General features: G+C 63.7%; 19 protein-coding genes. 8 read left to right on the top strand and 11 right to left on the bottom strand.

Annotation, left to right across the window (positions count from 1 at the left end; all coding sequences use genetic code 11):
* Position 1: 1 nt before the first annotated feature.
* The 5 genes from AAC071_RS07540 to AAC071_RS07520 are packed head-to-tail and all read left to right on the top strand — an operon-like array spanning position 2 to position 6,915.
* Positions 2-784 (top strand): AglZ/HisF2 family acetamidino modification protein, encoded by a 783-nt coding sequence (locus AAC071_RS07540; protein ID WP_339831367.1) that lies wholly within the window; start codon positions 2-4, stop codon positions 782-784.
* Positions 781-2,922 carry a bi-domain-containing oxidoreductase gene (locus AAC071_RS07535; protein ID WP_339831365.1) on the top strand — a complete coding sequence of 714 codons (2,142 nt, stop codon included), beginning with the start codon at positions 781-783 and terminating at the stop codon, positions 2,920-2,922. Before AAC071_RS07540 ends, AAC071_RS07535 begins: the two co-directional genes overlap by 4 nt.
* Positions 2,916-4,013: a UDP-N-acetylglucosamine 2-epimerase (non-hydrolyzing) gene (gene wecB, locus AAC071_RS07530; RefSeq protein ID WP_339831364.1), complete on the top strand. Its 1,098-nt coding sequence runs from the start codon at positions 2,916-2,918 to the stop codon at positions 4,011-4,013. Before AAC071_RS07535 ends, wecB begins: the two co-directional genes overlap by 7 nt.
* Entirely contained in the window at positions 4,010-5,668 is a 1,659-nt protein-coding gene (locus AAC071_RS07525) for an alginate lyase family protein (protein WP_339831363.1), read from the top strand. The genes wecB and AAC071_RS07525 overlap by 4 nt, the downstream gene beginning before the upstream one ends.
* 5 nt (positions 5,669-5,673) lie before the next feature.
* On the top strand, positions 5,674-6,915 hold the full coding sequence (locus tag AAC071_RS07520; protein WP_339831362.1) for a glycosyltransferase family 4 protein: 1,242 nt from the start codon (positions 5,674-5,676) through the stop codon (positions 6,913-6,915).
* Here the strand turns inward: AAC071_RS07520 and AAC071_RS07515 are convergent.
* The 3 genes from AAC071_RS07515 to AAC071_RS07505 all read right to left on the bottom strand — a co-directional run bounded on the left by AAC071_RS07515 (position 6,912) and on the right by AAC071_RS07505 (position 10,199).
* Positions 6,912-8,249 carry a sugar transferase gene (locus AAC071_RS07515; RefSeq protein ID WP_339831361.1) on the bottom strand — a complete coding sequence of 446 codons (1,338 nt, stop codon included), beginning with the start codon at positions 8,247-8,249 and terminating at the stop codon, positions 6,912-6,914. The genes AAC071_RS07520 and AAC071_RS07515 overlap by 4 nt on opposite strands.
* 406 nt (positions 8,250-8,655) lie before the next feature.
* A complete protein-coding gene (locus tag AAC071_RS07510; RefSeq protein ID WP_339831360.1) occupies positions 8,656-9,525 on the bottom strand; it encodes a Rad52/Rad22 family DNA repair protein in 870 nt (289 codons plus the stop codon).
* A gap of 14 nt (positions 9,526-9,539) precedes the next feature.
* A complete protein-coding gene (locus AAC071_RS07505) occupies positions 9,540-10,199 on the bottom strand; it encodes a siphovirus Gp157 family protein (RefSeq protein ID WP_339831359.1) in 660 nt (219 codons plus the stop codon).
* Between the two features lie 99 nt (positions 10,200-10,298).
* Between AAC071_RS07505 and AAC071_RS07500 the strand changes: the two genes are divergently transcribed.
* A complete protein-coding gene (locus AAC071_RS07500) occupies positions 10,299-10,553 on the top strand; it encodes a helix-turn-helix transcriptional regulator (RefSeq protein ID WP_339831358.1) in 255 nt (84 codons plus the stop codon).
* A 131-nt stretch (positions 10,554-10,684) separates the two neighbouring features.
* On the opposite strand, the gene AAC071_RS07495 is transcribed toward AAC071_RS07500, so the two are convergent.
* The 8 genes from AAC071_RS07495 to galU all read right to left on the bottom strand — a co-directional run bounded on the left by AAC071_RS07495 (position 10,685) and on the right by galU (position 18,086).
* Entirely contained in the window at positions 10,685-10,981 is a 297-nt protein-coding gene (locus AAC071_RS07495; protein WP_339831357.1) for an HGGxSTG domain-containing protein, read from the bottom strand.
* A complete protein-coding gene (locus tag AAC071_RS07490; protein WP_339831356.1) occupies positions 10,954-11,649 on the bottom strand; it encodes a hypothetical protein in 696 nt (231 codons plus the stop codon). The genes AAC071_RS07495 and AAC071_RS07490 overlap by 28 nt, the downstream gene beginning before the upstream one ends.
* A 601-nt stretch (positions 11,650-12,250) precedes the next feature.
* On the bottom strand, positions 12,251-13,582 hold the full coding sequence (locus tag AAC071_RS07485) for a UDP-glucose/GDP-mannose dehydrogenase family protein (RefSeq protein WP_339831355.1): 1,332 nt from the start codon (positions 13,580-13,582) through the stop codon (positions 12,251-12,253).
* A 72-nt stretch (positions 13,583-13,654) separates the two neighbouring features.
* Positions 13,655-14,524, bottom strand: a complete 870-nt coding sequence (gene rfbA / locus AAC071_RS07480) for a glucose-1-phosphate thymidylyltransferase RfbA (protein ID WP_339831353.1) — start codon at positions 14,522-14,524, stop codon at positions 13,655-13,657.
* Between the two features lie 29 nt (positions 14,525-14,553).
* Positions 14,554-15,468, bottom strand: a complete 915-nt coding sequence (gene rfbD / locus AAC071_RS07475; RefSeq protein ID WP_339831351.1) for a dTDP-4-dehydrorhamnose reductase — start codon at positions 15,466-15,468, stop codon at positions 14,554-14,556.
* Between the two features lie 6 nt (positions 15,469-15,474).
* Complete coding sequence (rfbB, locus tag AAC071_RS07470) at positions 15,475-16,536, bottom strand: dTDP-glucose 4,6-dehydratase (RefSeq protein ID WP_339831350.1); 1,062 nt, start codon at positions 16,534-16,536, stop codon at positions 15,475-15,477.
* Positions 16,537-16,576: 40 nt separating this feature from the next.
* Positions 16,577-17,146, bottom strand: a complete 570-nt coding sequence (rfbC, locus tag AAC071_RS07465; RefSeq protein ID WP_339831348.1) for a dTDP-4-dehydrorhamnose 3,5-epimerase — start codon at positions 17,144-17,146, stop codon at positions 16,577-16,579.
* A 61-nt stretch (positions 17,147-17,207) separates the two neighbouring features.
* On the bottom strand, positions 17,208-18,086 hold the full coding sequence (gene galU, locus AAC071_RS07460; RefSeq protein WP_339831347.1) for a UTP--glucose-1-phosphate uridylyltransferase GalU: 879 nt from the start codon (positions 18,084-18,086) through the stop codon (positions 17,208-17,210).
* 258 nt (positions 18,087-18,344) lie between these two features.
* On the opposite strand from galU, the gene gmd reads away from it, so the two are divergent.
* Both gmd and AAC071_RS07450 read left to right on the top strand, forming a co-directional pair.
* Positions 18,345-19,418, top strand: a complete 1,074-nt coding sequence (gene gmd, locus AAC071_RS07455) for a GDP-mannose 4,6-dehydratase (RefSeq protein WP_339831346.1) — start codon at positions 18,345-18,347, stop codon at positions 19,416-19,418.
* A 136-nt stretch (positions 19,419-19,554) separates the two neighbouring features.
* Positions 19,555-21,000, top strand: a complete 1,446-nt coding sequence (locus AAC071_RS07450; RefSeq protein WP_339831344.1) for a mannose-1-phosphate guanylyltransferase/mannose-6-phosphate isomerase — start codon at positions 19,555-19,557, stop codon at positions 20,998-21,000.
* The last annotated feature ends 60 nt before the right edge of the window (positions 21,001-21,060 follow it).

The raw sequence follows: 21,060 nt of genomic DNA, 5'->3' as shown, positions 1-21,060 counted from the left end.
CTTGCTGCGTCCACGTCTTATACCCTGTCTGCTGGTCCACGATCGGGGCCTTGTGAAAACGATCAAGTTCGCGGAGCCGAAATATGTCGGCGATCCGATCAATGCGGTTCGCATCTACAATGAAAAGGAGGTGGACGAACTCGTCGTCCTCGATATTGATGCGACGCGCCTCGGACGGGAGCCGGATTATCGCATGATTGCGAATCTCGCCAATGAGTGCCGTATGCCACTTTGCTATGGCGGTGGTATCAGGACGCATGAACAGATCGAGAGGATCATCGGTCTCGGCGTCGAGAAAGTGGCGCTCAGCGCCGCGGTGGTGCATGAGCCCGAACTCGTTTCATCCGCGGCGGCGCGTGTCGGCAGCCAGAGCATCGTTGCGGTGCTCGATGTCAAATATACTGGTTTGATGCGACGACCGGAAGTCGTCACGCACAATGCAACGGTTCGGGCAGGTCTTGATCCATTTGTTTTTGCTGAGCGGTTGCAGGATCTTGGTGCTGGCGAGATTGTTCTCAATTCGGTCGATCGGGATGGCACGATGCAGGGATACGATATGGAGCTTGTAGAGCGTTTGCGCGAGTGTGTTCGTTTGCCGGTCACGTTTCTTGGGGGGGCAGGGTCACTCTCGGACATTGAACAACTTTTTGCAGCTGAAGGCATCGTCGGTGCTGCGGCTGGCAGTCTGTTTGTGTTCAAGGGAAAATACCGTGCCGTTCTGATCAATTATCCTAGCCGCACCGAGAAAGAAGCGCTTCTGCGGCGCGCCGGGCAATTCGTATGAAACAACTCCTCCAGTCCCTGAAGAACGGCACGATAGAGCTTGCCGATGTACCCGCCCCGCGCGGGGCGGCGAGGCGGCTTTTGATCCGCACGGCGGCCTCTCTGGTTTCCGCCGGCACAGAGCGCATGCTGGTCGAGTTCGGCCAGGCCAACTGGTTCGACAAGGCGCGCCAGCAGCCCGACAAGGTGCGCATGGTGCTCGACAAGGCGCGCACCGACGGGCTGGCCGCCACCTTCGAGGCGGTGCAGAGCAAGCTCGATCAGCCGCTGGCGCCCGGCTATTGCAACGTCGGCCGCGTCGCCGAGGTGGGCGCCGGCGTGGTGGGCTTTTCGATCGGTGACCGGGTTGCCAGCAACGGGCGCCATGCCGAAATCGTCAGCGTGCCTCTCAATCTCTGCGCGCGCATTCCCGACGGTGTCAGCGACGAGCAGGCCGCCTTCACCGTGCTGGCCGCGATCGGCTTGCAGGGCATCCGTCTCGCCGCGCCGACGCTCGGCGAATGCGTGGTCGTCACCGGGCTCGGCCTGATCGGCCTTCTGACCGTGCAGATGCTGAAGGCGCAGGGCTGCCGCGTGCTCGGCATCGATTTCAACGAGGCGCGGCTGGCGCTAGCGCGGCAGTTCGGGGCCGAGACCGTCAATCCCGGCGCCGGCGGCGATGTGCTGGCCGCCGCGCAGGCCTTCTCTCGCGGGCGCGGCGTCGATGCCGTCATCATCACGGCCTCGACCAAAAGCGACGAACCGGTGCACCAGGCGGCGCAGATCTGCCGTCAACGCGGCCGCATCGTGCTGGTCGGCGTCACCGGGCTGAAGCTGTCGCGGGCCGATTTCTACGAGAAGGAGTTGAGCTTCCAGGTCAGCTGTTCCTACGGGCCGGGCCGCTACGACCCGGCTTACGAGGAGGGCGGCCAGGATTATCCGGTCGGCTTCGTGCGCTGGACCGAGCAACGCAATTTCGAGGCGGCGCTCGACATGATGGCGGCGGGCACACTCGATGTCGCGCCGCTGATCTCGCATCGCTTCCCGCTCGCGGCGGCTCCCGAGGCCTATGCGCTGCTTTCGTCCGGCGCGCCGTCGCTCGGCATCCTGCTGCAATATCCGGGCGCCGATGCGGCGGAACGTGAAGCGCCGCCCGCGCGCCAGGTTGCGCTTGGGCCCCGCGCCGCCGCGCCCGGCAAGGCCGGCGTCGGTTTTCTGGGCGCCGGCAATTATGCCGGCCGGGTGCTGATCCCCGCCTTCAAGGCGGCCGGCGCCTCGCTGCAGACGGTGGTCAGCGCCGGCGGCGTCAGCGCGGTGCATTTCGGACGCAAATACGGCTTCGCCGCCGCCGCCACCGACAGCGCCGCCGCGCTGGCCGATCCGGCGGTCGACACCGTGGTCATCGCCACGCGCCACGATGCGCATGGGGCTCAGGTGCTGGCGGCGTTCCGGGCCGGCAAGCATGTCTTCTGCGAAAAGCCGCTCTGCCTGACGCTGGCGGAACTCGAGGCGATCGAGGCCGAGGCGGTGGCGCGGCCTGCGCAATTGCTGATGCTCGGTTTCAACCGCCGCTTCGCGCCGCAGGCGATCAGGATCAAATCACTGCTCGACCAGGTCGCCGAACCCAAGAGCTTCATCATGACGGTCAATGCCGGCGCCATTCCGGCCGATCACTGGACGCAAGCCCGGGCGGTCGGCGGCGGCCGTATCGTCGGCGAGGCCTGTCATTTCATCGATCTGCTGCGCCATCTCGCCGGGGCGCCGATCCTGCGTCATCACGCGGTGGCGCTGGGCCGGCATCCGGCGCTTGCGATCCGGGACGACAAGGCGGTGATCACGCTCGAATTCGCCGACGGCTCGGTCGGCACGATCCATTATCTCGCCAATGGCGACAAGGGCTTCCCCAAGGAGCGGCTCGAGGTCTTCGCCGCCGGCCGGGTGCTGCAGCTCGACAATTTCCGGCGCCTGCGCGGCTGGGGCTGGAAGGGCTTCTCGCGGATGAACCTCTGGCGCCAGGACAAGGGGCAGGGAGCTTGCGCCAAGGCCTTTGTCGAGGCGGTGCGCGCGGGCGGACCGGCGCCGATCCCGGCTGCCGAGATCTTCGAAGTCAGCCGCGCGACGATCGAGATCGCCGCGAGCCTCGCGGACGGATCATGCTGATCGACATCATCGCCGGAGCGCGGCCCAATTTCATGAAGATCGCGCCGATCATTCGCGCGCTGGACCAGCGCATGGCCGAAGGCGGTCCCCTGCGCTACCGGCTTGTCCATACCGGGCAGCATTACGATGCGCGCATGTCGGGCGATTTCTTCACTCAGCTCGGCATTCCCGATCCGCATGTCAATCTCGAGGTCGGCTCCGGTACGCAGGCCGAGCAGACGGCGGCGATCATGACGCGCTACGAAAAGCTGCTCATCGAGGCGCCGAGCCGGCTCTGCCTGGTGGTGGGCGACGTCACCTCGACCATGGCCTGCGCCATTGCGGCGCAGAAGCTGCAGGTTCCGGTCGCGCATGTCGAGGCCGGCATCCGCTCGGGCGACTGGAGCATGCCCGAGGAGATCAACCGGATGGTGACCGACGCCATCAGCAATTTCTTCTTCACCACCAGCACAATCGCCAACGACAATCTGCGCCGCGCCGGCATCGGCGACGAACGGCTCTTCTTTGTCGGCAACACGATGATCGACACGCTGCTCACCAATCTGCCGCGGTTGCAGAAGCCGGGTTTCTGGGACGCATATGGGCTTGAGGCCGGGGGCTATTTCGTGGTCACGCTGCACCGGCCGGCCAATGTCGATGAGGGCGGGGCCTTCACTCGCCTGCTGGGCGCAATCGGTGCGGCGACGCGCGGGCTGCCGGTCGTCTTCCCGGTTCATCCGCGCACCGCCCGGACCCTCGAGGCGCTGGGCGCGGCGCCGGCCGGCTTTCATCTGGTCGAGCCCCAGCCCTATCTCGAGTTCAACTATCTCGTCCAACATGCGAAAGCCGTGATCACGGATTCAGGCGGCATCACCGAGGAAACCACCGTGCTCGGCGTGCCCTGCCTCACCTTGCGCGACACGACCGAGCGGCCCGAGACGGTCAGCATCGGCACCAACGAGCTGATCGGCACCGATCCGGCGCGGCTTGCGCCGGCGCTCGACCGGTTGTTTGCCGGCGACTGGAAGAAGGGCGGCATTCCCGAACTCTGGGACGGCCAGACCGGTCCGCGCATCGTGCAGCATCTCGAACGGCTGTTGCAGCCGGCATGAGCGTGCTGCGGACCGCATCTCTCTACTGGCACACGCTGCGCCATTTGCGGCCTGTGCAGGTCTATGGCCGGGTCCGCTTCCGGCTCGTCCGCCCGCGGGTCGATGCCGCGCCGGCGCCGGACCTGCGCGCGCCCTCGGGTGCCTGGGTCGCGCCAGCGGCGCGCGCGCCGAGCCTTGCCGGGCCCGGCGCGTTCCGTTTTCTCGGCGAGACCGGCACGCTTGCCGAAATCGGCTGGGACGGCCCGGCCCGCGACAAGCTCTGGCGCTACAACCAGCATTATTTCGACGATCTCAATGCGACCGGGGCACCGGAGCGGGCCGGCTGGCATGTCGCGCTGATCGCGGACTGGCTTGCGCAGAATTCACCCGGCCGCGGCAGTGGCTGGGAGCCCTATCCGACCTCGCTCCGGATCGTCAACTGGATCAAATGGGCGCGTGCCGGCAACATGTTGTCAGCGGCGGCGGTGCAGAGCCTTGCCGTCCAGGCGCGCTGGCTGTCGCGCCGGCTCGAATATCATCTGCTCGGCAATCATCTGTTCTCGAACGCCAAGGCGCTGGTCTTTGCCGGTCTGTTCTTCGAGGGCGCGGAGGCCGAGAGCTGGCTGGAGACGGGCCTTGCGATCCTGGCACGCGAGCTTCCCGAGCAGATCCTGGCCGATGGCGGCCATTTCGAGCGGAGCCCGATGTATCATGCGCTGGCGCTCGAGGATCTGCTTGATCTGGTCAACATCGCCGCCTGCTACCGGGCGGGGCTGGTGCCGGCGCAGCAGACGCAGGTCGATTGCTGGTGCGAACGGATAGAGGCGATGCGGGGCTGGCTTGATGCGATGAGCCATCCCGATGGCGGGATTTCCTTTTTCAACGATGCGGCTTTCGGCATCGCGCCCGACAATGCCGAACTCGATGCCTATGCCGGGCGTCTCGGTTTCGAGGCGGTCGACCGCCTGCCGCCGACGCAATGGCGCGCGGCGAGCGGCTATGCGCGGCTCTCATGCGGGCCGGCCGTCGCGCTTCTCGACATGGCCCCGGTGGGCCCCGACTATCTGCCGGGTCATGCCCATGCCGATACGCTCAGTTTCGAGCTGTCCCTGTTCGGCGAGCGGGTCCTCGTCAATTCCGGAACCTCCTGCTATGGCGACAGCGATGAGCGCCTCCGGCAACGCGGCACGGCCGCCCATAACACGGTGATCATCGACGGCCGGGATTCCTCCGAAGTCTGGGGCGGCTTCCGGGTCGCCCGGCGGGCACGGCTGCGCGATATGGTGGTGACGACGGGCGAAGCGCCGATCGCCCAGGGCACGCATGACGGCTATCGGCGCCTGCCCGGCGCGCCCCTGCATCAACGGCGCTGGCGCATGGATGACGGCTCGCTTGCCATCAGCGACCGTATCGGCACTGGCACCCTGCCGGCCGAGGCGCGGTTTCATGTTCATCCCGGGGTGACGCTTGTGCCGGCATCCGATCCTTCGGCCGGCGAGGGGCTGACCCCGAACGGCAAGCGTTTTTCCTGGCAGGTCCGCCGCGGACGGGCGCGGATCGAGCCGGCGACCTGGCATCCGCGCTTCGGCGAGGCCTGCGCCAGCCAGTGCCTCGCCGTCGCTCTCCATGGCGGGCAGAGCGAGATCGTCTTCGCCTGGCATGACGGGCGGTCCTGAGGCGCATGCATATCCTCTTTCTCAGCGACAATTTTCCGCCCGAGGTCAATGCGCCGGCCAGCCGCACATTCGAGCATTGCCGTGAATGGGTGAAGGCCGGGCACCGGGTGACGGTCATTACCGGCGTGCCGAACTTTCCCAAGGGAGAGGTATTCGGCGGCTATCGCAACCGTCTCTGGCAGGCTGAAGAGATGTCCGGCATCCGCGTGATCCGGGTCTGGACCTATATCACCGCCAATGAAGGCTTTCTGAAGCGGATACTCGACTATCTGAGTTTCATGCTGTCGGCGTTCTTCGCCGCGCTCTTCGTGCGCAAGGTCGATATCATCATCGGAACCTCGCCGCAGTTCTTCACGGCGGTCGCGGCCTTCATGACCTCCCTGCTCAAGCGGCGGCCCTGGATTTTCGAGCTGCGCGACATCTGGCCGGAATCGATCCGTACCGTTGGTGCCATGCGCTCCTCGCGGGCGCTCGATCTCCTCGAGAAGCTCGAGCTCTTTCTCTACCGCCGCGCGAGCGCCATCGTGGCGGTCACGCATGCCTTTCGCGACAATCTGATTGCGCGCGGTATCGACGGCGCGAAGATCCATGTCGTGACCAATGGCGTCGATACCAGCCGTTTTGCTCCGCGCGAAAAGGATTCGGGGCTTGCGGCCGAGCTCGGCCTCGAGGGCAAGTTCGTCGCCGGCTATATCGGCACGCATGGCATGGCGCATGCGCTGGAGACGATTCTTGATGCGGCCGGCAAGATCAGGGCAGAACCCGATGGCGACCGGTTCCGTTTCCTGTTCCTGGGCGACGGATCGAGCAAGGCCGCCCTTGTTGCGCGCGCAGGCAAGGAAGGGCTCGACAATGTGATATTCGTCGATACCGTGCCGAAGGACGAGGTCGTGCGTTACTGGTCGTTGCTCGACGCTTCGATCATCCATCTGCGCCGGACGCCGCTTTTCGAAACAGTGATCCCCTCGAAGCTTTTCGAATGCATGGGCATGGGGATTCCGGTGCTGCATGGCGTGCGCGGCGAGTCAGCGATGATCGTGACACAGGAACAGGTCGGCCTGAGTTTCGAACCAGAAGATTACGACGATCTTTGCCGCGTCCTTCGGACGCTTGTCTCGGAGCCCGAGACCCTGCAAAGGCTTCGCGGCAACGGGCCGGCCGCCGCCGCCCGCTATGACCGTCGGGTGCTGGCGGGCCGCATGCTGGACATTCTGCAGGACGTTGCGACGCGGCGCTCCGCCGCCTAGCGCGCCCCGAAGCCCGTCAGCATGGTGCGGATCGTCTTCAACACGATCAAAAGATCGAGCCAGGGCGAGAAGTTCTTGATGTAGTAGAAGTCGTAATGGAGCTTCTCAAGCACCTGATCTGGCGCGGCCACATGACCCTGCATCACCTGGGCCCAGCCCGAAATCCCCGGCCGCACGATATGGCGGTAGCGGTAGAAGGGCAGTTCCTGCTCATACCATTCCGATAGCGGCACCGCTTCCGGGCGTGGGCCGATCCAGCTCATCTCGCCGCGCAGGATGTTGATCATCTGCGGCAGTTCGTCGAGCCTGGTGCGGCGCAGGAAGCGGCCGAAACGGGTGATGCGCTGGTCTGCGTCCTGTGTCATCGCCTGCTCACGTGCCGACCTGGTACTGTCACGTTCCGTCGTCATGGTGCGGAACTTGTAGACCGTGAAAACATTGCCGCGGTAGCCCATCCGGGCCTGCCTGAACAGGGCGGGCCCTTTCGATTCAAGGCGGATGACGGCCGCGATCGCCGCCAGCAGCGGCAAGGTCACCAGTAGCGCGATGAGCGCGCCCAGCCAGTCGATCGCCTGCTTGATCTTCAGATAAAGGTCGTTGGGGTTGAGCGCGCCCAGCGTGTTTTCGGAGAGATGCTCGATCTCGACGCGGCCGGTCAGCGTTTCCTGCAGCTGCTTGACATGGAAGACCGGCGTTCCGGCGATCGCCGTTTCGGCGATGAAACGCTCCCATTCCGGCGAAAAATCTGTGCGCAGATCGGCGACAACTGCATTGAGACCGTGCGGCAGGGCGCGGGGTTCGCTCAGCCTTTCCCAGCGGACCGAACCAGGATCGGGCAGACTGGCGACGCTGCCGCCCGGTACGATGCCGATCCGGTAGGTCCGCAGCCGCACCATGGCGATCGACAGGGCAGTAAACCAGATGACTGCCATCAGATAGCTCGCGCCGAAGAGATAGCGGCTGTAGTCGAGGCGCAGGAAGACGAAAAGGACCAGGATGCCGGCATAGGTCAGGGCAAAGACCGGTACCGCATAGGAAATGCCTTCGGTGCCCGGATAGTCCGTCAACCGCCGATAGAAGAAGAAGCCGAGCGTCAAGGCGATTGCCGCACCGATGATCGTGTTGGTCAGGCTCGATTGCGTCAGCGGGACGTCGAACAGGTTGAAGCGGAATACAAGCGGCAGCAGGATGGCAAAGAGCACCCCGCCAAGGAGCTGGACGCGGTTGCGGAAGATCGACCGCCGCAGGAAGCCCGCCAACGTCCGGTCCCGCCGCTCCACTTCTGGCAGTGCCGCGTCGGTGCCGGTGTTTATCGTATCGGCCCTGTCGGGCATGTTCCCCATTCCCCCGTCATCCCCTGGTCTTTCGAGATGATGATCAACCTGGCAGCGCTTCATCCTAACGCGGTGGTTCTCCGTAACAATGATTTACTATTCGATTGTGCCCGACAGGCGGGTGCTATTTCGCCGCAGATCGCAAGAGGTGGTCCGTCGGCGCGGCCCGCGGGCGTTTCGTATCGTCAAGACGGCTGTAATGCGGAGTATGACAACGCAAGCTGTTGTGTCGCGGCTTCCATTGTGAGCGTTCGAGTGCCGGGATGGCGCGCCGGCCCCTGGCAATTGCGGGGCACATGACGTGATACACAAGTGACGTGACACAGATGCGGTGTGATACAGATGCGCGACAAGGCGCGGGGCGATTGCGGGCAGGCGGAGCGGCGCCCCCCGGACCTTGTGCGCTTCAGTCGGCGGCGCCCGGTGCCAGTCCGTCTGACAGGTCAATCGGCGCGACCGCGCGTGCCGTTGTTTCCGGTATGTCATTCCGGGCCGCCAGCCGCTTCAGCCGTGTGCGGAACAGTGCGCTCAGGATTTCGGCATAGTGCTGATCGCGGTCGCTGCGCAGATCGGGACGTTCGGCGCGCAGCCGTGTCAGCAGGCGCCGGTTCTGGTTGTAGAGGGCCTCGAGGCCTTGCGCCGAGCCTGCCGCCTCGATCGCGCGACGCAGCGCCGAACAACAAAGGATCGGGCTCTTGAAGACGGCCATCAGCTCGCCGGCCGCATCCCGCATCATCCAGTAATCCTCGCGCGCGACGGGCGCATCCTGCCGCTGCAATGTCGCCGGCATTGTCGCCGCGTCCGGTTTTGATGCGGGCATGCTTGCGGATCTGCCATGCGCCGCCGGAAAATCCGGCGCGTGTGTCTCGTAAAGGCTGAGCCCGAAAGGAGCGCCCAGTGTTGCCAGCGCCCGCTTGGTCGCATCGGTTTCGGCGGCCTTGATGGCCTGACCATGGGCCTCGCCGGCATGCAGGTTCTGCCCGTGACCGACGCCCGAGCCCTCGCGCACCAGGCTTTCATGGCCGACCCGGATGCAGAGACGGACCCGGGCCGTATAGGTGCAGGCGGCCTCGCCGCGATGCTGGCCCTGCCAGACACATTGGCTCGAGAGGGTGATCCGGTCCCAGTGATCGGTGCCGAAAATGCGGTTGGCCTCGCGGATCACATACCAGCCTTCGAGATAGGAAAGGGCCCGGCCGCCTTCCTGACGCGTCCTGATGGCGTCGGCCGGCGGGGCGGCGTCGAGGGCGATGCGCTGGTTGCGGGTCAGTGCCATGATGGTGTCTCCCTTCAGGCGATGCGGATGCTGATCGAGGGGCGCGCCGTGCCGAGCGTTGCGCCGGTGACGGTGCGTCCGCTGCGCAGCGCGTCGCCGAGACCGCTGCGGTCGAGCTTCGGGGCTTGCGGTTTCCAGAATTCATCGGGGATCGCGGTCTCGTCCTCGATGACCAGCCCGGGCGGCACCATGCGCAGGGAAGCGGTGAAATCGGGCGCCAGCAGCCGCTTGATGGCCGCGCGCGCCATGGCCTCGGTCACAAGCGCCCGTTTGCGTTCGGCGCGTTCCTGAAAGCGGTCGAGCCGGGCCTTCAGCGCCTCGATCCGCGCCTTGAGGCCCGTGACAAGCCCCATATCCTCCTCGCGCGAGCGCAGCACCGCGGCCAGCATCTCGTTGAGCCGCGTCTCGCCTTCCAGCGTATCGGCCAGCGTCTCGTCATCGAGATCCGGAAACTCGGCCTCAAGACGTTCCTTGAGGTAAAGATGCGTATGGAGCTCGGCCGAGACCGCCGGGCTTGCCTGCGGCGCAGGTGGGCCGGAGATAGCTCCTGCGGCATCCGGGCGGTCCCATGCTCCAGCGGCATCGTGAGCAACGACTGGTGAGGCTGCAGGGTGATCTTTCTTGATCGGGATCGCATCGTTCTGGATCGGCGGTGTGGAATCAGGATACAGCATGGGCATGACCTGTTTTTGTTCGAATTCGGCCGTATTCTATCATTATCTGATTAAAAAACAACAGAAACAGTTCATTAAAAGATAAAAAATGAGCATTAAATGCTGTTTTCATCTCAAATTAGAGCCGCAAGAGGTCTTATAGAGTGGTCGCGCGAGGATCTGGCGCGCAAGGCGGGCCTCGGCCTGTCGACCGTTCAGAGGATGGAAAAGGGCGCGGGCCTGGCGCAAGGCACGGTCGCCAATATCTGGCGGCTGCAGCAGACGCTGGAGGCGGCCGGGGTGGTCTTTGTCGTGGCCGATGAAGCCGGCGGCCCGGGCGTGCGCCTCAAGGCGACACCGGTCATCGATCTCTAGGCGGCAGGGGCTGCGGATTGTCGGGGCGGCCACGGGCGCTGCCGTCTGATCGTTGATCGATCAAGTCAATCGATCGCGACCGATGCGGCCGGATCATGCATTGTTGGCCGAGCCGCACTGCCGAAACCGGGTTACCAGCGTTTTCTGCCGAGTGACATCAGTGCTTCGCGCATGGCCCGCTTTGACTGGCGCCGCAGGTCAATGTATTGCCGCTTGTAGAAACCGGTTTTCAAGGCGTTCTGGTTTCCTTTGGGCGCCCCGCTCCCTGCCGCGCCGCCATGCATGCGGCAGCGGCGCTTGCCATTGACCGGCGGGTTTCTGCAGGGCAGGCCGTTTCTTGTCCTTGCGCCGCAAAGCGCCGGCGTCTCTCCCGGGCTTTCGGAGGCTCTCCCTTCGATGGTCACGACGCCATGATCCTCTGAGCACATTTGGGCTTGCGCCTGTTCCGAGCGTGCCCGTTCAATCCGTGCCCGTTCAAGGCATGTCCGTTCATGGCATGCCCGTTCATGGCGGGGCTGCCGTTGACCGGGCGTCCCTCCTGCTTGCGCTTGCCCTGTTTTGGTTTCGCGTGCGCGTCTGGCCCGGCCTCCTTGCGAGTTACATGGTTGTATTCGAAGGCGATGACCTTGCGGTCTTCTCCGTTCTGAAGCCGGTGCAGCATTTCCAGCAAACCCTTGTTGAGGTGGCCAAGTTTCGTGGCGGTCTGGAACAAGCTGGTTCTTATGGGCACGAGACTCGCACGCATGCCGAGATGCATGTTCACGTTCATGAAAAAATAAGTCGACAGCAATTGTCCGCAGATCATGCGTTCGTAGGCTGTCTTTGGCGCGAACTCCGAGACGAGATTAGTTGCGTCGATAAGGTCCCCCGGTGGCAATAACTGCCCGTCTGCCACGGCGCGGCAGATGGGATTCAATATTGTCTGGAGCTGTGCCTCGGTCATGCCCGTGGCTTTGAAGGCATTCCTGCGCGCGGTCTCTATGTCCAGACAGTCCTGGTAAAAGCGCGCGTGTTCCGGACTCTTCGGTGTCTTTTTCCTGGCTTTGGGCTTGGGGGACTTCTGTGTGTTGGGTTTCTTCTGTGCGTCGGCTTTCATTGCAACGGTTCCTTGTCATCGATTGTCGCTGGCCGTCCGACTCCCCTTCCCGATCTCAGGATCGAGCGATTCGCTGCATCTGATCCAATAAAAACATCAGCTCCCGTGAACATGCGGGAGAGTGCATGGGGTTGTTTTTCGTTTTTGCTTTTTTGCCCCCCCCCCCCCGGGGGGGTGAAGCTTCGGCTTCTTTCTCCTGCAAAACATCACCTGTATCAGGCTGGAACACATTTTGAGGCCGCAGAAACGGCGGCGATGCATCCCGACATTCCGGTATCGACATTCGGTTGACTGCCATATCCGATTTCAGGCGTGTCCTGGATTGAAGTGCCGACAGTCCGGACGTCTGTCATATGATCTGCAGACGGTCAGATGGCCACAGAACGGATGCGCGTCTCGAGAGCGAGCGTCCGGTTCGGCCGGCAGGTGCAATGTCCGCTGTGCCAGCATGCAATTCGTCGATATGATCGACGGTCCCTTGCCGCACGATACGAAGCGCCTGCGGCGCCATGTCGGGGCGTCCGGGCATTGTGTCCGATGGGTTTTTGTCGGCAGGTCCTTCAGGCGCTGTTCTCTGCGGCTGACAGGCGCAGGTACGCTTTCACCCGCCGCGTCGGGTCGATCGAGCAGGCGAAGGCCGCCCGACCGAGTGATATTCGAAGCCGGCCTCGGCCATATCGCCGGGCGTATAGATGTTGCGCAGGTCGATCATCAGCGGACGCTTCAACTCGCGTCGCACGCGGTCGAGATCGAGAACGCGGAATTCGTTCCATTCGGTCAGGATCAGCAAGGCGTCGGCGCCGGGCATCACGCCATAGGCATCGGCGCTCCATTCGATATCGCTCAGATATTTCCGCGCCTCGCTCATACCCTCCGGGTCATAGGCGCGGATTCGTGCGCCGGCCTGCTGCAGCAAGGGCAAGATGTCGAGGCTTGGCGCGTCGCGCATGTCGTCGGTATTGGGCTTGAAGGTGACACCGAGCACCCCGAGTACCTTGCCGGCGATAGTGCCGCCGCAGGCCGCGACGATCTTGTCGGCCATGCGCCGCTTGCGTTCGGCATTGGCCGCCATCACCGCTTCGACGATCTGGGTCGGTCGGCCGACCTTCCTTGCGGTGCTTGTCAGCGCCAGCGTGTCCTTCGGGAAGCAGGAGCCGCCGAAGCCCGCCCCCGCCTGCAGGAATTTGGTGCCGATGCGGCTGTCGAGGCCGATGCCGCGCGAGACGTCCTGCACGTCGGCACCGACCTGCTCGCAGATATCGGCGATCTCGTTGATGAAGGTCACTTTCATCGCCAGAAAGGCGTTGGCCGCATATTTGGTCAGTTCGGCCGTGGCGCGGCTCGTGTGCAGGATGGGCGTTTCGGCGAGCATCAGCGGCCGGTAAAGCGCCTGCATGACCTCCCGGGCACGCGGGGCGTTCGTGCCGATGACAATCCGGTCCGGCCGCATAAAATCGTCGATCGCGTTGCCCTCGCGCAGGAATTCGGGGTTCGACGCCACGTCGAAATCGGCCTCCGGATTGGCTTTGCGAATGATCCGTTCGACCTCGTCGCCGGTGCCAACAGGGACGGTCGATTTGTCGACAATGACCGTATATCCGTTCAGATGCGCCGCGATGCCTTGCGCGGCGGCATAGACATAGGAGAGGTCGGCATCGCCATCCTCGCGCGGCGGCGTGCCGACGCAGATGAAAATCGCGTCGCATGACGGCACGGCTCCGGTGGCGTCCATGGTGAAGGAAAGCCTGCCCGCTTCGACACTGCGCGCGACGATGTCTTCGAGACCGGGCTCATAGATCGGGATTTCTGCGCGGCGGAGCTTCGCGATCTTAGCGGCGTCGGTATCCACGCAGGTGACGTGATGCCCGAGATCGGCAAAACAGGCGCCCGAGACCAGGCCCACATAGCCGGTGCCGATCATCGCAACTTTCATTTCTCGCTCCCGAAACTCATCGACCGGCCATCCCGGCGGAACAATGGACCTGCCCTGACGGTCCAGACATGATCACCGGCCCTTCGCCAGCGCGCGCAGATAGGTGCCATAGCTGCTCTTGCCGACGCCGCGGGCGGCTGCCAGCAATTGTTCGGCATCGATATAGCCCATGCGGAAGGCCACTTCCTCGGGGCTGCCGATCTTCAGGTTCTGGCGCTCCTCGATCGTCTCGACGAATTGCGCCGCCTGCAGCAGCGACTGATGCGTGCCGGTGTCGAGCCAGGTAAAGCCCCGGCCCAGCAGTTCCACCGTCAGCATGCCACGCTTCAGATACATTTCGTTGAGCGTCGTGATTTCAAGCTCGCCGCGCGCGGAGGGCCGGACTTCGGCGGCCATGTCGCAGACGTCTGAATCGTAGAAATAGAGCCCCGTCACCGCATGGTTCGATTTCGGCTTTTCCGGCTTTTCCTCGATCGAGATCGCCTTGCCGGCGTCGTCAAATTCGACAACGCCATAACGTTCCGGATCGCGGACCCAGTAGCCGAAGACCGTCGCGCCCTTGCCCGGCCGTGCGGCGCGCTGGAGAATGGCCGACAGGCCGTTGCCGTAGAAGATATTGTCGCCCAGCACCAGGGCGCAGCGGCCGCCGCCGACGAAGTCGCGACCGATGATAAAGGCCTGTGCGAGACCTTCGGGTTTCGGCTGCACGGCATAGGAAATCGAAATGCCCCATTGGCTGCCGTCTTCCAACAGATTTTTGAAGGCGGCGGCATCCTCAGGCGTCGTGATCACCAGAATGTCGCGAATGCCGGCCAGCATCAGCGTCGTCAGCGGGTAGTAGATCATCGGCTTGTCATAGACCGGCAGCAATTGCTTCGAGACCGCGCGGGTCACGGGGTAGAGCCGCGTGCCGCTGCCGCCTGCCAGGATGATGCCCTTCATATGCCTTGTGCCTTTTTCCGTCGTAAGGGTCAGTGGGGCGGCGCGAGAAGCCTGTCGAGTACGTCATCGAGGGCTTCTTCCCAAGGCCGCGGAACGATGCCGAAATCCCTGGTGAGCTTCGCGCAGTCGAGCGCCGAATTGGCCGGGCGCCGGGCCGGGGTCGGATAGGCCGATGTCGGGATCGGCCGCACGCGGGCTGCAGGCGCGTGCCGCTGGGCGGCGCCGGTCATGATCGCGCAGGCGAACTCATACCAGCTGGTCACGCCTTTGTTGCAGAAATGCCAGGTGCCGCGTGGCGGCGCTTCGCCGGCGGCCTGCCGGTCGAGCGACAGTCGGGCCAGCGTCAACAGAACCTGCGCGATATCGATGGCCGCGGAGGGCGAGCCCTTCTGGTCGTCGACCACGGTCAGCTCGTCCCGTTCGGCTGCGAGGCGCAGCATCGTCTTCACGAAATTGCTGCCGCAAGGGCTGAACACCCAGGCCGTGCGCAGGATGATGTGGTTTTCCGTGGCCTTGCGGAGTGCGGCTTCGCCTTCGGCCTTGCTCCTGCCATAGACGCCAAGCGGGGCCAGCGGGTCGTCTTCCCGCCAGGGGCGCGCGGCCGAGCCGTCAAAGACATAATCGGTCGAGATATGCAGCAGCGGAATGCCGGCCCTGTCGCAGGCCGCACCCAACAGGCCCGGTGCATCGGCGTTGATGGCCCGGGCGAGCTCTGCCTCGCTTTCGGCGCGGTCGACAGCCGTATAGGCGGCCGCATTGATCACGGCGTCGGGTTTCAGCGATGCGATCGCCGCCTCGATCGCCGCCCGATCGGTGATGTCGAGCTCCGCGCGCGTGGTTGCGATGGCCGCAAAGCCATGCGCGGCCGCTTGTGCAACGAGCTTCCCTCCCACCTGGCCGCCGGCGCCGGTCACCAGCAGGCGTCTCGATCGCGGTTCGGTCATGTGCGTTCAATCCGCGTCGATCAGACCAAGGCGCTCGCCGCGATAAAGGCCGGAGCGAACGCGTTCCCACCAGTCGCGGTTCTGCAAGTACCATTCGACCGTCTTGCGTAGCCCGCTTTCGAAATTCTCCCGCGGCTTCCAGCCGAGGTCGCGGGCGATTTTCGCGGCATCGATCGCATAGCGGGCATCATGGCCCGGGCGATCGGCAACATGGGCGATCAACTGCTCATGCGGGCAATAGGGCGATTGTGGCTGCATCTCGTCGAGCAGGCGGCAGATGGTCCGCACGACATCGATATTGGTGCGCTCGGCATTGCCGCCGACATTGTAGCTCTCGCCGACAAGGCCCCTTGTCGCAATGGCGATCAGCGCGTCCGCATGATCGTCCACATGCAGCCAGTCGCGTATCTGCAGGCCGGAGCCATAGACCGGCAGCGGTTTTCCCTCCAGCGCGTTCAGGATCATCAGCGGGATCAGCTTTTCGGGGAACTGGCAGGGACCGTAATTGTTCGAGCAATTGCTGACTAGGGCCGGCAGACCGAAGGTTTCGCGCCAGGCGCGCACCAGATGATCCGACCCCGCCTTCGATGCGGAATAGGGCGAGTTGGGCGCATAAGGCGTTTCTTCGGTAAAGGCACCTGTCGGTCCCAGCGAGCCGAAGACCTCATCGGTCGAGATGTGGTGAAAGCGGAAGCGCGCCTTCGCCGCGTTATCGAGACTTTCCCACCAGGCGCGCGCGACTTCCAGCAGATTGGCGGTGCCGACGACATTGGTTTCGATGAAGGCGGCCGGGCCGTCGATCGAACGGTCGACATGGGTTTCGGCGGCCAGATGCATGATGATGTCGGGACGGAAATCTTCAATGGCCCGACGCAGCGCCGGCAGGTCGCGAATATCGGTCTGCGAGAAATGGTAGCGGGCATTCTCCGATACGTCGGCCAGTGAATCGAGATTGCCCGCATAGGTCAGGCAATCAATGTTCAGCACTTCGTGCTCGGTTTGACCGATCAGCCGGCGGATAACCGCCGAACCGATGAACCCCGCACCCCCTGTTACTGCAAAACGCACCGAACAATCCCCCTTGGTCTCTCGCCTGCTTTTGCCCCGTTCAATCCGTGCCATAGACGAAAGGCGATGTCATGTTGGCCAGACGCGGAAGCCGCATGTCCTTTTCCGACAATGTGGCCTTGTCCGGCGCGACCGGCCAGTCGATCGCAATATCGGGGTCATTCCATATTATCCCCGCATCATGCGATTGCGAGTAATACGCGTCCACTTTGTAAAATACGCGGGTATCCGGCACAAGCGTGCAGAATCCATGGGCGAAGCCTCTGGGCACCAGGAGTTGCCGTCCATCCTCGGCGCTCAGCGTCACGGCGACATGATGCCCATAGGTCGGCGATCCGCGCCTGATATCGACGGCCACGTCGAGGACCGCGCCGGTCAGGACGCGCACCAGCTTGGTTTGTGCGAAATCCGGTGCCTGGAAATGAAGAGCCCGGATCGTACCGGGTGCGGCCGAGAGCGACTCATTGTCCTGAATGAAGTCGATGTCGATGCCGGCTGCCGTCATGGCGCGCCGGTTGAAGGTCTCGGAAAAATAGCCGCGCGCATCGCCGAAGCGGCGCGGCTTGACGATACGGACGCCGGGGATGGCGGTTTCCTCGATTTCGAGCATGCCTCGCTTTTTCCCTTCCTTCTTCCCCCGGCCTTTTTATAGACGGGAAAAACCCCCGATCTCAGCGCCCGATCAGGCGCTCCAGGAGCGGTCTGAATGCCGGTTCGATGTCGGGGCGCGACAGGGCGAGCGCCACATTGGCCGCCAGGAAACCGATCTTGTCGCCACAATCATAGGTCGTGCCCTCGAAGCGGTAGGCATGGAAGGCCTGTTCGGCCACCAGTGCAATCATCGCGTCGGTCAGCTGGATTTCGCCACCGGCGCCGGGCTTCTGGGTTTCGAGCCGGGCGAATATTTCAGGCTGCAGGATATAGCGTCCGGAAATGATCAGATTGGACGGCGCCTCTTCGCGCTTGGGCTTTTCGACCATGCCGGCGATCCGGTGGGTCCTCTCGTCGAGCTTCTGTTCCAGCGCCACGACACCGTAGCGATGGACATGCTCATGCGGGACTTCCTCGACCGCGATCACATTGCCGCCATGGGCGCGATAGACATCCATCATCTGGGCAAAGCAGCCGCGGGGGCTAAGGATCAGCATGTCGGGCAGCGCCAGGACGAAGGGCTCGTTGCCGACAATGTCGCGCGCGCACCAGACGGCGTGTCCAAGGCCCAGCGGTTCCTGCTGGCGGACGAAGCTTGCCGTGCCGGCGGCCGGTCGGCTTGCCTCAAGCTGCGCGATTTCGGCCGTCTTGCCGCGCGCCTTCAAGGTCGCCTCGAGCTCATAGGCGATGTCGAAATGATCCTCGATCGCTCCCTTGCCGCGACCCGTCACAAAGATGAAGTGCTCGATGCCGGCCTCGGCCGCCTCCTCGACGGCATACTGGATCACCGGCTTGTCGACCACGGTCAGCATTTCCTTCGGCACTGCCTTGGTTGCGGGCAGGAAGCGGGTGCCGAGACCGGCGACCGGGAAAACGGCTTTGCGGGGCATCTGGGGCATGGGTGGCTGATCCGCGAGGGGTGTCGTCTAAGTCGTTAATAACAGTGGCTATTTTTGAAATCCCGGCCCACTTCTGGCACGGGTCGCGGCCGGCTGCAAGCCGAAGCTCCGGCCCCTGTTCCCGTTCCGGCAAAATCCATGTATCTAGAGGCCGTTACGGGCCGGGCGCAGCGTCACCAGTCCATTCATTCAGTCCATCCAATCCCGATCCATCGATCGGGGCCGGCATTGATCGGCAAGTGCGGGAGAAAGTCGGGCATGACCAAGCGGGTCGCGTTAATCACGGGCATTACAGGCCAGGATGGCAGCTATCTGGCCGACCTGCTGGTCGAAAAGGGTTATGAAGTGCATGGCCTGATGCGCCGCTCCTCCTCGTTCAATACCGACCGGATTCAGCATCTCTATGGCGAGGAGCGCGGTGTCGATTCGAAGCTCCGGATGCATTTCGGCGACATGACCGACGGTTCGAGCCTCTTCCGTGTCCTGAAGGAAGTGAAGCCCGACGAGGTCTACAATCTGGCTGCACAGAGTCACGTGAAAGTCAGTTTCGACAAACCCGAATACACAACCGACGTCAATGCGACAGGGGTCCTTCGGCTTCTTGAAGCGATCCGCCTGCTCGATATGGGCGAGAGCATTCGCTTCTACCAGGCGTCGACCTCGGAGCTTTTCGGCAATGTGCAGGAAACGCCGCAAAGCGAGACAACGCCATTCCGGCCGCGCAGCCCCTATGCCATTTCGAAGCATTTCGCTTTCCAGACCGTCGTCAATTATCGCGAGGCTTACGGTTTTCACGCCTCGAACGGAATCCTCTTCAATCATGAGGGCCCCAATCGTGGCGAAACCTTTGTCAGTCGCAAGATCACGCGCGCTGCGGCGGCCATTCATCATGGCCTTCAGGACAAGCTCTATCTCGGCAACATCAATTCGCGCCGCGACTGGGGCCATGCGCGCGACTATGTCGAAGGCATGTGGCTGATGCTGCAGAAGGACCGCGCCGACGATTATGTGCTGGCCACGGGCGAGGAGCATTCGGTGCGCGATTTCGTCCAGCTGGCTTTCGAGGCCGTCGGCCGCCCCATCGAATGGGACGGTTCGGGCCTGGAGGAAAAGGGTATCGACCGGAAGTCCGGACAGACGCTGATCGAGGTCGACCCCTCCTTCTACCGTCCTGCCGAAGTCAATTCGCTGGTTGGCAATGCCGCCAAGGCACGCGACGAGCTCGGCTGGGTTCACAAGACCAGCTTTGTCGAGCTGGTGGCCGAGATGGTCGAGGCCGATATGCGGCGCGTTTCCGACAGTGTTGCCGTCAATGGCGGGCTGCGCGCCTGAGCAGGCGTTAACCCTTGGCCGGTCTTTGTCTGGATCGTCTTCTGCGGCGTCGTTAGCATTGCCGTGAAGGCTGGATGGCCCCAGCACATGCGTGCGTTGCGTGACGAGGCTGGAACAAGAGGCGGAGACATCGACGATGAGCAGCGTCACCATCTATCCGGTGATCCTTTCCGGTGGCGTCGGCTCGCGTCTCTGGCCGACTTCGCGCGCTCTCTATCCCAAGCAGCTGCTGCCGCTGGTTTCCGAGCGCGCCATGCTGATCGAGACCGCGTTGCGGGTCGACGGCCGGGCCGGGTTTGCCGCGCCGATCATCATCTCCAATGACGCGCAGCGCTTCATCATTGCGCAACAGCTCCAGGAGGCCGGCCTCCGGGCGCTCGCCCATATCCTTGAACCCGAGGGCCGCAACACGGCGCCGGCGGCAGCCGCCGCCGCTGCCTTTGTTCGCGCCCGCAATCCGCAGGGCGTAGTGCTGCTGCTGCCGGCCGATCATCACATTGGCAATGTCGAGGCCTTTCACGGCGCTGTTGCGGCTGGCGCGCGTCTTGCGGCCGAGGGCCGGCTCGTCACGTTCGGCGTGGTCCCCTCAGGGCCCGAGACCGGCTATGGCTATATCAAGCGCGGCGAAGCGCTAGCCGGCGGTGCGGGCTATTCGGTCGCGCGTTTCGTCGAGAAACCCGACCGCGCCACGGCCGAGGGTTATCTCGCCGAGGGCGGCTATGACTGGAATGCGGGCATCTTCATGTTCCGCGCTGACCGTCTGCTTGAGGAGATGCGGCTCTATTGTCCCGAGATCGCGGCGCATGCGGTCGATGCCGTCGCAAAGGCGGCGCAGGATCTCGATTTCCTGCGCCTCGATGCCGATGCCTTTTCCGCCTGTCCGTCCGATTCGATCGACTATGCGGTGATGGAGCATACGGACGCCGCCGCAGTCATTCCGGTCGACATGGGCTGGAGCGATATCGGTTCATGGGGCGCGCTATGGGAGATCGGCGCGAAGGACAAGGACGGCAATGTCACGGTCGGCGATGTGATTGTCGAGGATACAGAGGGCAGCTATATCCGGGCGGAGTCCGGGCTTGTCGCGACGCTCGGCGTCGAAAATCTCGTTATTGTCGAGACCGGCGACGTACTTCTGGTTGCCGCACGCGACCGCGTGCAGGACGTCAAGAGGATCGTCGAACGGATTGCCGGTGCCGGCCGTAACGAGCACAATGCGCATCGTCGCGTTCATCGGCCCTGGGGTTATTATGAGAGCCTTGACGCTGGCGCGCGACATCAGGTCAAGCATCTGATGGTGCATCCGGGCGCAGCACTTTCCCTGCAGCTGCACCATCAGCGCGCCGAGCACTGGGTTGTCGTCAAGGGCCGGGCGCAGGTGACGGTTGGCGACGAGGTCCGGATGCTTGAAGAGAACCAGTCGGTCTATATTCCGCTCGGGACGAAGCACCGGCTCGAGAATCCCAGTACCGAGCCGCTCTCGATCATCGAGGTGCAGTCGGGCGCCTATCTCGGCGAGGACGATATCGTTCGTTTTGACGACGTCTATGGCCGCGACATCAAGGAGCCGGCGGCGGAGTGAGACGCTCGCCCGGTATTGTGTCGGGTGGCATGTCGCCCGGCCGGAACGGTCTCGATCATT

Source organism: uncultured Parvibaculum sp. (assembly GCF_963975745.1).
Lineage (GTDB): Bacteria > Pseudomonadota > Alphaproteobacteria > Parvibaculales > Parvibaculaceae > Parvibaculum.
The sequence above is the reverse complement of the archived record's forward strand: the minus strand, read 5'-3'. Positions and strand labels throughout refer to the sequence as shown.